We start from the raw sequence: 14,167 nt of genomic DNA on the forward strand, positions 1-14,167 counted from the left end.
GGGCATGGCGCTCACTTCGTATCGCAACGACGGGCTGACCTTCGAGGTCGATGACAGCGGCGGTGCGGCCGAGGCGGTGGTGCTGTTGCACGGCTTCCCCCAGACGCGCACCAGCTGGGCGGGGCTGACGCCGCACCTGGTGGGTGCCGGCTACCGGGTGCTCGCCCCCGACCAGCGGGGCTACTCGCCCGGCGCCCGCCCGAAGCGTCGGCGCGACTATGCGATCGGACGACTGGTCGGCGACGTCCTAGCACTGGCCGATGCGGCCGGACTCAAGCGCTTTCACGTGCTGGGGCATGACTGGGGCGGAGGTGCCGGATGGGCGCTCGCCGAGGCCCATCCCGAGCGGCTGCTGTCGCTGACCTCGCTGTCGACGCCCCATCCTCGGGCGATGGCAGCGTCGATGGTGCGCAGCAACCAGGCCCTCAAGAGCTGGTACATGCTGGCGTTCCAGTTGCCGTGGCTGCCGGAGGCGATCATCGAGTCGAACGCCGGCGGCGAGCGGGTTCGTGGGGCGTTGATCGACGCGGGCATGGCCCCCGCCGAGGCGGACGACAGCATGGAACTGCTGCGCAACGGGGCAGCGCGAGGTGCCCTCGGTTGGTACCGGGCCCTGCCCTTCGCCGGCAGCCAAGAGAGTCGCCCGACCGAGGTGTCCACGCTGTACATCTACAGCACCGGCGATGTGGCGCTCAGCCGCAAGGCGGCCGACCTGACCGAGAACTACGTGCGCGGGCCCTATCGCTACGAGGTGCTCGAGGGCGTCAGCCACTGGATCCCCGACGAGGCCGCCGACACGGTGGCGCCGATGATCCTGGAGCACCTCGCCTGAGGCGGTCATCCGCCCTAATTGTCATTCAAATGTGTCCCGGCGACGTCATAGCGGCGTGTGGACCCAGTTGAAGCTGAAGCGGGGTCAGCCGGTGAAGGCGGCGGTGACCTCGTCCAGCTGGTCCTTGCGGGCGGCGATAGCGACCCGATCGCCGGCAGCCAGCGGACGATCGCCGTCGTACTCGACGACCTCGGGCGTCTGATCGCGGATCACCCCGAGCAGGACGGCCCCGGGCTGCCACGGCACGAGCAGTTCGGACGGGCGGTGGCCGACGCTGGGAGCGCCTTCGAGCACGCGCACCGTGTCGACGATCACCGTGTCGCCTGCGACCTTGGGGTCCTCGGACACGTCGATGGCAAAGCGGGCACCCAGCAGCAGTGCGCCGACCATGACCGACTGCTCCACGGTCAGCTCGGTGGTGTCGACCTCATCTGGGTCATGGCCGGGCTCGCTGATGCCGATCGACCGCTGGCCGTCGAGGTGAGCGACAACGACAAACTGTCGTCCTGGCGAGAGTTCGATCTCGAAGCGTTGCCCCACGCCGGGCAGTGCCTGCTCGCGGACGTTGATGTCCATGCTTGGGCTGCTCATTGGGCGACCCGAGCCTCGATACTCGGCAGTATGCAGTGCTCATCCCGTCGCATGGTTCGACCATAGCCCTGGCGTTTCGTAGCGGCCATCGCGGTCATGACGACCCGCAGAGGGTCGGGCGGTGGTCGAAGCGTCTACAGCCCGATGGAGTTGAGCGGTGAGTCGTTCCAGCCGTCGACGTCTGCGAAGTAGCCGAGTACGGAGCGGGAGCCGTCTTGCCATCGGCCGTGGCGGCAGACGGCGAGGAGGTCGGCGCCTGAGCAGCGGGGTTCGGTGGCGAACCCGCGGCGGAGTGAGTGTCCGGACACGGTGTTGGGGTCGATGCCGGCGTTGTCGGCGTGGCGTTTGAGGATGTGTCCGACTGCTTCGCCGGTGAGCCGCTTTCCGGGGTTGCCGTGCCGGTCGATCGTTCGGAACAGCGGCCAGTCAGGTTTGGGGGTGTCGTCGTGTTCGAGTGCCTCATCGTGGGGGAGCGTGACTCCGATGAGGGTGTGACTGGGCAGGTTTGTGTGTGGGCTCCGTGGGGGAGCGCAACGGCGGCTCATTCTGCGTTCTGGTCGGTTTTGGATCGTCGGAGTTACAGCTCGGCGCCGAGGTCGCTGACGGTGATGTCGGAGGTGTTGAGGGCGACGAGCTCGGAGCGGCGCAGCGCTCCGGCCCAGCCGACGAGGATCAGTGCCCGGTCGCGGGTGGCGGCGGGGCCGGTGCAGTGTCGAAGCATGGCTCGAAGGTCGGCAACGGTGAGCGCTTGGGCTTTGCGGGTTCGTTCACCTGCGTCGGCGCGGTCGGTGGCGGCGGTGCGGATGACCGCTCGGGCCAGTTCAGTCGATGGCGGGTCGGTTTCCGCGACGGCGTGGGCGTTGCGGATAGCGGCGACGGCTCGTGCATGGTTGACGGGGCCCGGCCGGCGTCGGCCAGATGGTTGCAGTAGCCGGCAAGTGTTTCGGCGGTTGCGGGTAGGGGAGTGCGGCCGTGTTCGGCGCACCAGGTAGAGAACCTGGCCCAGTCCCCTGAGTAGGCGCGGCGGGTTTCGGTCGGAACGGACCGCTCGAGGCGGGCCAGCGTCGACGCGCTCATTGCCCGATCGGGGCTCATCACAACGGTCGGTGTGGTGACGGTCGGCGCTGGGTTCTGAGTCACGGTAAGAGTATTACCGGGACTCAGTCGCCTAACCTCTGATCCCGTGGAATGGGCGAGGCGCTCGTCCAGCATGTGCAGAGCCGACCTGAGCCCGCTCAGCACTCCAGCGAGCGAAGCCGTCCTAGCTCCTGAGTAGGTGCAGGGGTTTCGGCTGCGACGGACCGCCTAAGTCGTGTCGTGCGCCAGCTCGAAGGGACCGGGGCTGCGCCAGTTGCATGGGACCACTTGTGAGGGGTCGTTGAGGTCGGCGGGGTGATGATGGCGGCCCCGGCGGCGGACGTCAAGGACTGAGTGTGGCGGGTGTGCTGCGATGGGCGGCTGGGGTGCCTGATGGTCTCGCCGGGCCGGTCAGTTCCGGGTGAGCGGGAGGGTGGCTCAACCCAGACGGTTTGGGTGTTGGGGTCCCATCGGTGGTGCCGATAGCGGCGGTGCGCAGCTTGGCGGGTGATCCCAGAGCAGCACCGATGTCGGCCCAGGAGGCGCCCAGTGGATTGCCCGGGCGACGGTGGCGTCAACGGCGTGTTGGGCAGCGGTGAGTGCGGCGGAGGCGCCGGTGGTGGCGGTGAGCGCGCCGGTGCGGAGTCGTTCGGTCCGGTCCATCGACTGTCACCTTATGGTGGCGCGATGATGCCTGTCAGCATGTGCTGACAGGCATCATCGGTGACGGGACGGGTGCCGCCCGTTAGTCGGCAGGCGGTGGCGTGAGCCGGGGTTTCTGTCGGTCCCGGTAGCTTTCCCCGTCGATGACGAGTTCGACGCGGCGGACGCGAACCGGTCGATCGCTGATTGGGCGAGGAGCTGGTCGGCGAGGAGAGCCAACCATTCAGACGGGTCCCGGTTCGACGTGATGACCGTGGAGGCCCGCCGGTGTCGTTCGACGACCAGGTCGTGAAGTCGTTGGTCGCCGCAGCGTCCGACGCTGCCAGGGCGTAGTCGTCGATGATCAGCAGGTCGACCCGGAGGAGTTTGCGGAGCTCGACGTCGAGGGTGTTGTCGAGCCTCGCGATCCTCAGCCGTTTGAACAGCCGGTCGGACCGTTCGAAATGAACCGATTTCCCCCGCCGGATCGCGGTGTGCCCGAGGGCGACGGCGAGGAACGTTTGCCGACACCGACCGGTCCGATGATCAAAGCGTTCTGGCCGGCGTCAACGAACCGGAGACTGGCGAGTTCGTCGAGGATCGCCTGTTGTAGGTGACGTCGCGGTGGCGTCCCAATGCTCGAGACGCATCCGCTGATCGAGCCCGGCGGCTTTGGCTTTTCGGGCCGCCGAGGTGGTGTCACGGCGGGACACTTCGTCGGCCAACAACAACTGGAGGAACTCGGCATAAGACATCTTCGAGGACTTCGCCAACGCCAGCCGTTCAGGGAGCGTGTCAATCAGCTGACCGAGTTTCAGCCGGCGCAGTGTCGCGGTCAGCTCGGGGTGATCGACGGGGTCAGGGTGCTGGAGTGGCTCATCGTGTCACCTCCCGTCCGGTGGCGAAGTGGGAGGCGTCGCGCGCGAACCGGCCAACGATCACGTTGTCCGGTGGCGGCGGCTCATCGTTGGCCTGCTCGGCCTCGAGAGCGCGTTCGATCATCCCAACGATCGTGGTCACCGACGTCGCGCCTGCGTCGACCGCTCGTTCACGCGGTGTTGACCCGGTCGTTGCCGTAGCGGTCACAGGTCCGAAACAGTTTGTAGACGTGGCGCATCCGGGTCCATGGCAACGGGCCGTCCAAGATCACATCGGTGAACGCCCCGATCGACTCGCCACGCCGGTAGCCTGACGGCGCTGCGATTCGATGTCACGCTTGCGTAGTCGGTGCGCTCAGATGGCAGGTCGGCGGGTCAGTCACCCTCGCCCCGGGTTTCTGGCGGGGATGGCATTTCACCAACTGTCCGGCGGCGAAAATCTTCACCAACACCTTGTCAGCCCGAACATCGACGGTGGTGCCGATCAGGTCGCCGGGAACCGAGTAGAGCGACTTGCCGACCGAGATGTGGTGGTCCCGGGCGACTTTCGCGGTCCGGTAGATCGGCAGGTCGTAACGCTCCTCCGGTGCTGGGAGGAGTGCTGGTGCTTCGATGTCGGCGAACATCACCGCCGGCTGCGCCTGGGTGGTCCCGTGGGTGCGGAGCCCCGCCCGAGAGGCACACCAGCTCTGCTGCGGTCTGCGCTTCGGCCAAACAGCCGAAGTCTTCACCCGCCCAAAACGAGGTCTGCACGAACTGGACCGCCCGCTCCACACGCCCTTTGTCCTGCGGTGCGCGCACCTCGCCGGGTCGATCAGGAACCCCGCGACTGGGCGTATTCGACGAACGCCACGTTCAACACAGGGTCGAGCGCGTCGGCTTTCGTCACCACCGTCGCCATGTTGTCGGGGACCAGCACCTTGAACACCCCGCCGAAGAACGTCCATGCTGCTTCGCACCCGTCGATCACCGTTGCCAGGTTCTGGTTGAACGACAACCACACAAACGTGTGACGCGACAGCCGGCGGTGAACACCAGCGCCCACACCCGCCTCTTTTGCCGGTCTCCTCGTCGAACATGGCGCCCAACTCGCCGAAGTCGACCTGCAACTCGACCCCGGGCTCACCATCAACAACCGGGACCGTCGACCGGACCGGTGACCCGAACTCGGCGGCCAGGAACCGGTTCAACGTCCGCTCCGGGACGACCACCCCCTGCCGGGCCAACAGCTCGACCATCTTCTTCGCTGGCACCCTGCTGTCACGCCAGCCCTTCAGCTTGTCGCGATGCTCGGCGAGCGCCGCCCACGACTCGCCGTGACGATCCGGCCGGCGGCGCTAACTCGACCATCACCGCACCCACAAAATCGTCGGTCAAACGCTCCGGGCTGTCGGTGCGGACCAGCCCCAGGGCCTCCGCGATCCTCACGATCTTGGTGACCGTTTTCCGGTCACACCTCACCATGTCCGCGATCCGGCGGAACCCGATCACCGACAGCCACAACCTCAACACTTCGCGAACCTCGAACACAGGAACCTCCCGGTATGCCATTGACGCGCCGCCTTTCGGGTCGTGGACGCAACGACGGCAGTTCAGCGTCTACGACACCGACCCCGGGGGACCCTCACAAGTGGTCCCTTTCAGCTGGCGCAAGGGTGGTCCCTACCAGGTGGCGCAACCCCCAAAAACTGGTCCCTACCAGGTGGCGCACGACATAAGTCGGGTCAGCGTCGAAACTCTTCTGTAGGGGAGGGATTCTTCGGGTCATCCAGCCTCACCCCACCGGCTCAGTATGTTGATTTTAGGAACTGGCACCGTACATTCGTTTGAATGAGATTGGCTTCGAATCGGTCAGGGCTGAAGGTGGGGGTACTTCTGCTTGTCGTGGCGTGCGCACTGCCGGTTGCATGCGGCGGTGGCGAGGGTGTTTCGACCCGAGCCGAGGAAGGTGCTCCGTTCTCCGAAGGTGCTCCTTTGGCGGTCGGCTTGGCAGGCGGGAATGGATGGGTGGCCAGCGTCGGGAAGAACCCGGCCCTTTGGCACACGGTTGAAGGCCGCGAGTTCACTCGAGCGACGGAGCTGGGGGATTTGGTGGTGACGAGCATGCTGGGCTTCAACGACAACATCGTCGTGTCGGGGCTGCTCTGTGACCAGGGGAGAGAGGACATGCGGTGTCCGAATGGAGGGACGAGTGTTCTCCGCTCGTTCGATGCTGACGGGAACGAGACCTGGACCCTCAAACTCGGAGCAACGAAGTCCGACTCGATCGGTGGTGCACGACTCGCTGGTGTGGTCGGCGACCAAATGGTGGTCGAGACCGACGACTCGGTGGTTTGGATTGGTTCAGACGGGAAGATCGAGCAGACGCTTCCCAGCCCCAGCGCTCCAGTATGTGTGCTGAAAGGCGGACCGGTGGCGTTGAGAACGTCTGGTTCCGGTCAGGCTCCGGACCCTGGCACCCCTGTAACGGCGGTCGCCAACGGCAAGCCGAGCGAGGTCGAGTTCCAGCTGTTGCAGCCGAAAGCGGATCAATGGGTGGAGCTTCCCGGTGGTTCGACGAAGGTTTCGGGTACGGCCCCTTTTGGTAGTTGTAGCAACGGGTCCGCCGAGATTGAAGGAGATGTGGCCACGCACCTGCCGACCCTCCGCTGGGAGGATTCCGGTCAACGCTGGAACCAACTCGAGGGTGGATCAACAGTCCCTGATGCTCCGAACGAGGTTGTGGCAACGGCGAGCGGAAGCGGGAACGGCTATGCGCTCGATACCGGGACGGGAGAGGTGCTGAGGCGCGCCACAAACAGGCTCGACATGGCCAAGACGGCAGTTCTGTTCGAGCAGGTACGCGACAAGCCACCTCACGAGGTGTCTCTCGTGGTTGCTGACGGTGGCGACGACGGTGAGGTCTTCGCGTGTGCGACAGCGGCTCAGACGTCTTGCCAGTTGGTGGCCTCTGGGGGAAGCGGCTCATGAAGACTCGAATGCGGCATGGTCCAGCACTGCTCTTGGAGAGCTTCTCAACGATCGCCGAAGGCACCGCCGGGGGCCGTCACCGATCAGAGCGACGCCGCTGGGGCCGAACCTAGTTCCCTACAAGACGTGGCCGGCGCGACCTCATCCACCCGGTTCTGGGTCCCGGTAATGAACACCATTACCGGGAGTCAGAAGCCCCGCCGATCAGTGGGATCTCACATACGTCGCGTGCGGTGACCCCTGGAACTCGCCGACCACCAAGCCCCTTGACGGCGACTTCTAGGTCGCTGGACCTATGAATCAGCGCACCACATGGGCCGGCTCCGCCGTTGCACCCGTCTGCGATGCGTCCACGATGCGCTTGCCGACCGGGCACCCCACGGGTGGTGTCCGGAACTCGCTGGCGCGCTCGAGCTCGTTGCCGATCCCGGCCGGGCCGGCTTTGGTGATCGGACGGTAGTGAGCCGTCTGTCGATCGGGCGATGTCCCGGAGATGACGACGCCTGATTCGCCAGCGCACAGTGCAACCGACGACACCTGAGGGTCCTCCCAAAAGTTCGACTCCTCGACACCGGTCCCGGTGTCCAGGTCGAACGTCACCAGTATGGCGGCCGGTTGGTTCATATTGGCCCAAACAGCAAACGACGGCGCACACGCCAACCTCACGTCTTCCACCCCGACCGCATCAGCGTTCAGGACGACCGTACCTAACGTGGCCCACACTGCGTCTTCGCCAATCGGCGATCGGTGCAGGCTCACCGGTTTGGCAGCGATGCCGTTATCGCTGGATTGCGAGACGGCGTACATCGCGTCGTCTTGGCCGCAGACCGACGATGCGCCAACCCCTTCAGGGAGGTCTGTCGTCGTTGCGTCGCCGGTGTCGAGGTTGATGAAGGAGAGAACCGGACTGCCGTTGAGCGGCTCGGCGACGATGGCAAGCGTGTCGTCGGTCGCAGCGACGGGCGTCATCAGCATGGCTTCGTCCGACACCGATCGTTGAAGGTCGATCACCGTGTCGCCCCCAGGTGAGATCCGGATCAACCGTGGCGTGGGTTGCCCACACCCAAAGCCAGTGTCGCCGGTCCCTACGGGCACGGGGCAGCGATTCTCAAGAAGGAAAGCCGTGTCGTTGGGAGCCGCAATCGCGAAAGCGGTGAACACGAAGCTGTCGCCGAGGCCGTCGATCCTGGTGCTACCGACCTCCTCACCCTCCGAATCGAACCGGCGATAAACGTCCACAACGTCGACAAATTTCGACGATTCCCCGACCCGCTCCTCGAAATACACGCCACCGCCGGACCAGACCTCGTCTCCTACGACGAACGTGGACACCCCCTGCGCCACGGCGCCATCGGGCCGATCGGCTGTTGACCCAGGACCCGACGTCGGGGATCGTCCCTCGGCATCTTGAGCCGGCCCCGTGCACCCGATCGTCGCTGCACAGACGGCGACGATCGACAGCACCCTACGCAGCCAAGCCATCCGGCCTCGTGCCCCCAACATCGCCACTCCTCTTCCAATCGCACCCTGAACGTGTCACCCCATCCCGCCACGTGTCAACGGTCCAGCGCTCAGCCGACAGCTCTCACGCCAGACCTCAACGGCGAAATCTCAAAAACGAGCGGAACTGGACAGCTCGTCAACGTTTGCGAGAGGGGCGCATGACACGGCGCTACCATCTGCCGGTTTTCTGAGTCACGGTAAGGAACGTTACCGGGAGTCACGAACCGAATTTCAGGTCCAACGCTTTTCTCAGATGTCCGGCGGCTGCATCAAGGCGCTTCTGGTAGGTGGATGAAGGTCTGTAGTATGTGTTCATGTCTGAAGTCATACAGGTGGCGTTTCAGGTGCCGATCGATGACCTCAGGCGGTTGGACGCAACCGTGCCGGACGAGTTTCCGTCGCGGGCGGCAGCCCTCCGGTCGATCCTGGATGCGTGGTTGACGGATCGCCGCTCGTTGGAGATAGATCGCCAACTGGAACGGGGTTACGCCGAGGTGCCAGAAGCGACAGCGACGACGGCCGCATTGTCCGACGCTGCGATCGAGGGACTCCGTGCAGCCGACCTCGACTGGTAGCCCACCTCGTTGAGGCGACATTTGGCTGGCCGACCTCGACAAGCTGCGACCGGTGGTCATCATGCATCGGGACTTTGCCGGTCGCCGCCTGAAGGCGGTGTTGGCTGCGCCCCTGACATCGACGATTCGGGACGTGCCGACCGCTGTGGCACTGGGCCGCGAGGATGGGCTGGATCGCCGATGCATTGCGTCGCTGGACAACCTCACGCTGGTGCCGGTCGATCGGCTGGCCCAGCCGATCGGGCGCCTGTCAACTGAGCGTATGGGGGAGCTCTGCGAAGCCTTGATGGTGGCGGTGGACTGCTGAGCCAGAAACGGGTCTGAGCCCGGTGGGCTCGACCGATGGTCACATCGATCGCGCCATGCATGACCGGCTTAGGGGTGGTCGCCCTCGTCGGCCGACTCCGATGTCGGCGCAGCGAACGCCGCCTCCAGCTGGTCCTGGTGCTCGTGTTCGGCGGCTACCAGCAGCTGGTCGCGAGCGGTGATGACGGTGCTGCCTTGGGGCATGAAGCTCTCCGAGCCGCGCCTGACCAGCACGATCAGCACTCCCTGAGGGAGGGCGAGGTCGACCAGCTGGCAGCCGACCGCATGGGCGCTCGGCTCGACGAGGATCTCGTGCAGTTGGGGACCCTCGTCGCCGGTGATCACCGTGTCGAACGAGCCGGTGGCCGTCGACCGGGCGTCGGGCGGTGCGGTGATGCCCAGCGCCTTGGCCGCGAACGGAATGGAGGTGCCCTGCACCAGCACCGAGGTGAAGACGACGAAGAACACGACGACGAACAGTTGCTCGCCGCCGGGCACCCCGGCGGCCACCGGGAACGTCGCCAGGATGATCGGTGCGGCGCCCCGCAGGCCGACCCACGACACGAAGCCGACCTCACGAACCGGCATCCGGAAGGGCAACAGGGTGAGGACGACGGCGATCGGTCGGGCGACCAGCATGAGCACGGCGGCGATCGCCAGGGCGGGCAGCGCCACCGACGGGATGCGGCTGGGGTGAACGAGCAGGCCCAGCAACACGAACATCGAGATCTGCATCAGCCAGGCGATGGCATCGTGGAAGCGAATCAGGCTGCGCTTGTGCAGGTAGTCGTAGTGCGCCAGCGTCACCCCGGCCACGTAGACGGCGAGGAAGCCGCTGCCGCCGATGTGGTTGACACCCTCGAGCGTCAACAGAACGAAACCGAACGTCATCACCGGGTAGAGGCCGTCGTGGTCCAGGTGGAGGCGGTTGATCGCCCAGACGGCACCACGCGCCAGCACGAACCCGGCCAGCGCCCCAACGCCCATCTGGACGACGAACGAGCCGAGGATGCGGACCGGCTCGGTCTCGCCCGTGGTGATCACCGAGATGATCGCCAGCGTCAGAAACACCGCAGCCGGGTCGTTGCTGCCCGACTCGAGCTCGAGCATCGACGCCAACTTTCCGTCGATGCGCACCCCGCGGGAGCGCAGGATGGAAAAGACGGCAGCAGCGTCGGTCGAGGCGATCACCGCGCCGAGCAGCAGTCCCTGCTGGGTTGAGATATCGAGCAGGACGATGGCGATCCCGCCGAGGAGGCCGGCGGTGATCACCACGCCGATGCTGGCCAACGCGATGCCTTGACCCAGTACCGGACGGATGTCGCGGAAGCGGGTTCCCAACCCGCCGCTGAACAGGATGTAGGCGAGGGCGATAATGCCGAAGTTGCGGGCCAGCTCGAAGTCGTCGAACTCGATTCCGATCAGGCCGTCGGTCCCGGCCAGCATGCCGATGCCCAGGAAGAGCAGCAGGCTGGGCACACCAAGGCGGGCCGAGGTCTTCGAGGCGATGACCCCGGCGATCAGCAGCCCGGCGGCGGCAAGGATCCAGGGTTCAGGCGCCACGGCGATGACTCAGTGATCGGTGATGGTCAAGGGGAATGGACGGCTTCCAGTCGACTCGGGCCCCCGGTCGGTGCGGTCGATGGTAGTGCCTCAGACGGGCTCATAGCGCAGAGCGACGGCCCCCGATCCGAACTCCTGTCGCCCCACCAGCCGCAGTTCGACCCGCTCGTGCAGGCCGGCCAACAGCGTCGGTCCGTGGCCCGCCACCACGGGTTGCACGACGAACTCGTACTCGTCGATCAGCCCCAGATTCGCCAGGGCCAGCGGGAGGGTCACACCGCCCACGAACAGGCCGTCGCCCGGCTGCGCCTTCAGGTCCCGAACGGCCGTGCCCAGGTCACCCTGAACCAGTTCGGAGTTCCAATCGACCTGGTCCAGCGTGCTGGACACGACGTACTTCTTCGCCCCGTCGATCGTCCGGGCAAACGGGATCATCTCATCGGGCATCGAGTCCGGCCACTCTCCCGTTGCCGGCAGCCGCCACGCTTCCTCCATCATCTCGTAGGTGACTCGGCCGAAGAGCAAGGCATCGGCACGTCCCAGGCTGGCTGCCCAGTAGCGATGCGACTCCTCGTCCGGGATCCCCTCCCGGTGATCGCAGCAGCCGTCAAGGGTGACGTTGATCGAGTAGCGAAGTGGTCTCATCGGTTGCTCCCTCAGTGCGTCGCCGGCATCCGGCCGATCTCCAGAAAGACGGACGCCGCCGCCGTTTCTCATCGCGTTGCTGGTTGATCGTTCTCTAGTGTTGCGCCGATCGGCGACGGATGAGGATCGGCAGATGACGACAACGCAGGCGAACGGCTCCGGGGGCGACGGCCTCAAGATCACGATGGTCGGGGCGGGTGGCATGTCGTTTGGGCCGACGATGGTCAACGACGTCGTCCGCACGGCGGGGCTGCGCGGCGCCCGCTTGGTGCTCCACGACGTCAACGCTGAGCGCCTGGACCGCGCCTACCGCTTTGCCGCCAAGCTGAACGCCGCCGGGGGCGCACCGATCGTGCTCGATCGGACAATCGATCCGACCGCCGCCCTTGAGGGCGCCGACTTCGTGCTGGCCAGCGCCGAGTTTGACCGCTTCGAGCACTGGCGTCAGGACTACGAGGTGCCCAACCGGCACGGCGCCCGTCAGATCACCGGCGAGAACGGTGGTCCGGGGGCGGTGTTCCACTCGCTGCGCTCGATCACGAACACGCTGGGTATTTGCGCTGACATCGAGAGGCACTGCCCCGATGCCCTGCTGATCAACCTGACCAACCCGATGAGCCGCGTCACCCTGGCGATCAACCGGGCCACCAACGTGCGCAACGTGGGCATGTGCCACGAGATGCCGATGGGCGTCAGGCGGTTGGCCCGGCGGCTGCGGGTGAACCCCGACGACATCGAGGCGCGGGCCTCGGGCATCAACCACTTCACGTTCTTCACCGAGCTTCGCAACCGTCGCACCGGCGAGGACCTGCTGGGAAAGGTGCGGGCCTGGTACGAGCGGTCCTTCTTCGACTACTCGCCCCGCACCCAGCGGGTGGCCCGCTTTTTGGATCGAACGATGGCCGGTGCGGGGCTGGTCGAGTTCAACTACATGCCGCTGGTGGCCCACGTGGTGCGCGACTACGGCCTGGTGCCGTGCTCGGTCGACAGCCACATCGGCGAGTACCTGCCCTTCGCGCTCGACACCAGCGACTGGATGCCCACGCCGATCGACTTCCACCAGCCCTTCGCCGAGGTGGCCGAGCGTGCCGCCGCCTGGGCGGCCGACACCAGGGTGCCGCTGCCCCTCCAGGTGGCGGGCATGTCCGGCGAGGAGGTGATCGCCATCATCGACGCCATGTGGAACGACGACTCGACGCGGCTGATGGCGGTGAACGTGCCCAACGACGGGCTGCTGAGCGACGTCGCCGAGGGAACCATCGTCGAGGTGGGCGCCATCGTCGACGGTGACGGCATCCATCCCGACGTGATGGCGCCGCTGGGCGAGCCGCTGGCCGGGTGGGTCAACACCCAGGCGGCGCTGCAGGAGATGGTCGTCGACGCTGCGCTCACCGGCGATGCCGACCTTGCCTTCCAGGCGCTGCGGGAGGATCCGTGCTCGCCGCCCGACGAGGCGTCGTGCCGGGCGATGTTCGCCGAGCTTCATCAGCTCCAGGCCGACAAGCTGCCGTTCTGATGGCCGAGCGGCTGGGTGAGCTGGGGTTCTACACGTTGGCGGGTGCCCCCGAGTCGCCCCGGGAGCTGATCGAGGAGGTGGCCCAGGCCGAGGCGCTGGGCCTGGGCACGGTGTTCCTGTCCGAGCGCTTCGACCTGAAGGAGGCGGCCACGATCACCGGCGCGCTCGGCGCGGTGTCGACGGACCTGCGCATCATCACCGCTGCGACCAACCACAACACCCGCCACCCGATGGTGACCGCGTCGCACGCCACGACGATGCACCGCCTGACCGGCGGCCGCTACGTGTTGGGCATCGGCCGGGGCATCGGGCCGCTCTTCGACGCCTACGGCATCCCCAAGATCACCACCGCGCAGATGGAGGACTTCGCCGGCGTGATGCGCCGGTTGTGGCACGGCGAGATGATCTTCAACCACGACGGTCCCATCGGCAGCTATCCGGTGCTCCGGCTGAACCCCGACTTCGACGAGGACATCGAGCTGTCGCTGGTGGCCTTCGGCCCCAACTCGTTGGCGCTGGGCGGCCGGGCGTTTGACCACGTGGTGCTGCATACCTTCTTCACCGACGAGACGCTGCAGCGCTGCGTCGCCACGGTGAAGGGGGCGGCCGAGCAGGCGGGCCGCAACCCGGACGACGTCACGGTGTGGTCGTGTTACGCCACCGTCGGCGACCACCTGAGCGAGGCGCTGCGGCTGCGCAAGACCGTCGGCCGGCTGGCCACCTACCTGCAGGGCTACGGCGACCTGCTCGTCGACACCAACGGGTGGGACCCGGTGGTGCTCGATCGCTTCCGGGCCGACGCGGTGGTCGGCTCGTTTTTGAGCGCCATCGACGGGACCGCCACCGACGGGCAACTCGAACACATCGCCACGCTGTTGCCCGAGGAGTGGCTGGCACCGGCGGCCACCGGCAGCGCCACAGCGTGCGCAGCAGCCGTGCGAGGCCAGATGGCGCTGGGCGCCGACGCGGTGATCATGCACGGCGCCACCCCGACCGAGCTCACCCCGATCGTTGAGGCCTACCGGGCGGGGACCGCATAGGTCGCAGACGAGTCGCCGTCGTGCCGGTG

15 protein-coding genes and 1 pseudogene are annotated in these 14,167 nt (G+C 66.4%); 6 read left to right on the top strand and 10 right to left on the bottom strand.

What is annotated here, in order from left to right:
- Positions 1-4: 4 nt before the first annotated feature.
- Entirely contained in the window at positions 5-832 is an 828-nt protein-coding gene (locus IPN02_12880; protein MBK9297697.1) for an alpha/beta fold hydrolase, read from the top strand.
- A gap of 84 nt (positions 833-916) precedes the next feature.
- On the opposite strand, the gene IPN02_12885 is transcribed toward IPN02_12880, so the two are convergent.
- The 7 genes and pseudogenes from IPN02_12885 to IPN02_12915 form a co-directional block, all read right to left on the bottom strand.
- On the bottom strand, positions 917-1,423 hold the full coding sequence (locus IPN02_12885; protein ID MBK9297698.1) for a hypothetical protein: 507 nt from the start codon (positions 1,421-1,423) through the stop codon (positions 917-919).
- 134 nt (positions 1,424-1,557) lie between these two features.
- Complete coding sequence (locus IPN02_12890) at positions 1,558-1,968, bottom strand: hypothetical protein (protein MBK9297699.1); 411 nt, start codon at positions 1,966-1,968, stop codon at positions 1,558-1,560.
- Between the two features lie 32 nt (positions 1,969-2,000).
- On the bottom strand, positions 2,001-2,144 hold the full coding sequence (locus IPN02_12895) for a hypothetical protein (GenBank protein MBK9297700.1): 144 nt from the start codon (positions 2,142-2,144) through the stop codon (positions 2,001-2,003).
- A gap of 794 nt (positions 2,145-2,938) precedes the next feature.
- The gene (locus IPN02_12900) at positions 2,939-3,163 is read right to left on the bottom strand and encodes a hypothetical protein (protein MBK9297701.1); all 225 of its coding nucleotides are present in this window, start codon (positions 3,161-3,163) and stop codon (positions 2,939-2,941) included.
- Between the two features lie 82 nt (positions 3,164-3,245).
- Positions 3,246-3,897: pseudogene (locus IPN02_12905) on the bottom strand (ATP-binding protein).
- A gap of 455 nt (positions 3,898-4,352) precedes the next feature.
- Positions 4,353-4,646: a hypothetical protein gene (locus tag IPN02_12910; GenBank protein MBK9297702.1), complete on the bottom strand. Its 294-nt coding sequence runs from the start codon at positions 4,644-4,646 to the stop codon at positions 4,353-4,355.
- Positions 4,647-4,834: 188 nt separating this feature from the next.
- Complete coding sequence (locus IPN02_12915; protein ID MBK9297703.1) at positions 4,835-5,065, bottom strand: transposase; 231 nt, start codon at positions 5,063-5,065, stop codon at positions 4,835-4,837.
- Between the two features lie 962 nt (positions 5,066-6,027).
- Here IPN02_12915 and IPN02_12920 point away from each other — a divergent pair.
- Positions 6,028-6,990 carry a hypothetical protein gene (locus tag IPN02_12920; GenBank protein ID MBK9297704.1) on the top strand — a complete coding sequence of 321 codons (963 nt, stop codon included), beginning with the start codon at positions 6,028-6,030 and terminating at the stop codon, positions 6,988-6,990.
- Between the two features lie 300 nt (positions 6,991-7,290).
- On the opposite strand, the gene IPN02_12925 is transcribed toward IPN02_12920, so the two are convergent.
- The gene (locus tag IPN02_12925) at positions 7,291-8,277 is read right to left on the bottom strand and encodes a hypothetical protein (GenBank protein ID MBK9297705.1); all 987 of its coding nucleotides are present in this window, start codon (positions 8,275-8,277) and stop codon (positions 7,291-7,293) included.
- Positions 8,278-8,807: 530 nt separating this feature from the next.
- Here IPN02_12925 and IPN02_12930 point away from each other — a divergent pair.
- Both IPN02_12930 and IPN02_12935 read left to right on the top strand, forming a co-directional pair.
- Complete coding sequence (locus tag IPN02_12930; GenBank protein MBK9297706.1) at positions 8,808-9,068, top strand: hypothetical protein; 261 nt, start codon at positions 8,808-8,810, stop codon at positions 9,066-9,068.
- A 52-nt stretch (positions 9,069-9,120) separates the two neighbouring features.
- Positions 9,121-9,375, top strand: a complete 255-nt coding sequence (locus IPN02_12935) for a type II toxin-antitoxin system PemK/MazF family toxin (protein MBK9297707.1) — start codon at positions 9,121-9,123, stop codon at positions 9,373-9,375.
- Between the two features lie 68 nt (positions 9,376-9,443).
- On the opposite strand, the gene IPN02_12940 is transcribed toward IPN02_12935, so the two are convergent.
- Together IPN02_12940 and IPN02_12945 are read right to left on the bottom strand one after the other, a co-directional pair.
- Positions 9,444-10,937: a potassium/proton antiporter gene (locus IPN02_12940; GenBank protein ID MBK9297708.1), complete on the bottom strand. Its 1,494-nt coding sequence runs from the start codon at positions 10,935-10,937 to the stop codon at positions 9,444-9,446.
- 90 nt (positions 10,938-11,027) lie between these two features.
- The gene (locus IPN02_12945) at positions 11,028-11,582 is read right to left on the bottom strand and encodes a dihydrofolate reductase family protein (GenBank protein MBK9297709.1); all 555 of its coding nucleotides are present in this window, start codon (positions 11,580-11,582) and stop codon (positions 11,028-11,030) included.
- 133 nt (positions 11,583-11,715) lie between these two features.
- On the opposite strand from IPN02_12945, the gene IPN02_12950 reads away from it, so the two are divergent.
- Both IPN02_12950 and IPN02_12955 read left to right on the top strand, forming a co-directional pair.
- A complete protein-coding gene (locus tag IPN02_12950; GenBank protein MBK9297710.1) occupies positions 11,716-13,098 on the top strand; it encodes a hypothetical protein in 1,383 nt (460 codons plus the stop codon).
- Positions 13,098-14,138, top strand: a complete 1,041-nt coding sequence (locus IPN02_12955; protein MBK9297711.1) for a TIGR03857 family LLM class F420-dependent oxidoreductase — start codon at positions 13,098-13,100, stop codon at positions 14,136-14,138. The genes IPN02_12950 and IPN02_12955 overlap by 1 nt, the downstream gene beginning before the upstream one ends.
- Positions 14,139-14,167 lie beyond the last annotated feature (29 nt).

It is taken from the genome of Candidatus Microthrix subdominans (assembly GCA_016719385.1).
GTDB classification, from domain to species: Bacteria; Actinomycetota; Acidimicrobiia; order Acidimicrobiales; family Microtrichaceae; genus Microthrix; species Microthrix subdominans.

Excerpts from the sequence above, each read along its gene's own strand:
- IPN02_12880 (MBK9297697.1), top strand. The coding sequence starts at position 5 with ATGGCGCTCACTTCGTATCGCAACGACGGGCTGACCTTCGAGGTCGAT.
- IPN02_12885 (MBK9297698.1), bottom strand. The coding sequence starts at position 1,423 with ATGAGCAGCCCAAGCATGGACATCAACGTCCGCGAGCAGGCACTGCCC.
- IPN02_12890 (MBK9297699.1), bottom strand. The coding sequence starts at position 1,968 with ATGAGCCGCCGTTGCGCTCCCCCACGGAGCCCACACACAAACCTGCCC.
- IPN02_12895 (MBK9297700.1), bottom strand. The coding sequence starts at position 2,144 with ATGCTTCGACACTGCACCGGCCCCGCCGCCACCCGCGACCGGGCACTG.
- IPN02_12900 (MBK9297701.1), bottom strand. The coding sequence starts at position 3,163 with ATGGACCGGACCGAACGACTCCGCACCGGCGCGCTCACCGCCACCACC.
- IPN02_12910 (MBK9297702.1), bottom strand. The coding sequence starts at position 4,646 with ATGTTCGCCGACATCGAAGCACCAGCACTCCTCCCAGCACCGGAGGAG.
- IPN02_12930 (MBK9297706.1), top strand. The coding sequence starts at position 8,808 with ATGTCTGAAGTCATACAGGTGGCGTTTCAGGTGCCGATCGATGACCTC.
- IPN02_12945 (MBK9297709.1), bottom strand. The coding sequence starts at position 11,582 with ATGAGACCACTTCGCTACTCGATCAACGTCACCCTTGACGGCTGCTGC.
- IPN02_12950 (MBK9297710.1), top strand. The coding sequence starts at position 11,716 with ATGACGACAACGCAGGCGAACGGCTCCGGGGGCGACGGCCTCAAGATC.
- IPN02_12955 (MBK9297711.1), top strand. The coding sequence starts at position 13,098 with ATGGCCGAGCGGCTGGGTGAGCTGGGGTTCTACACGTTGGCGGGTGCC.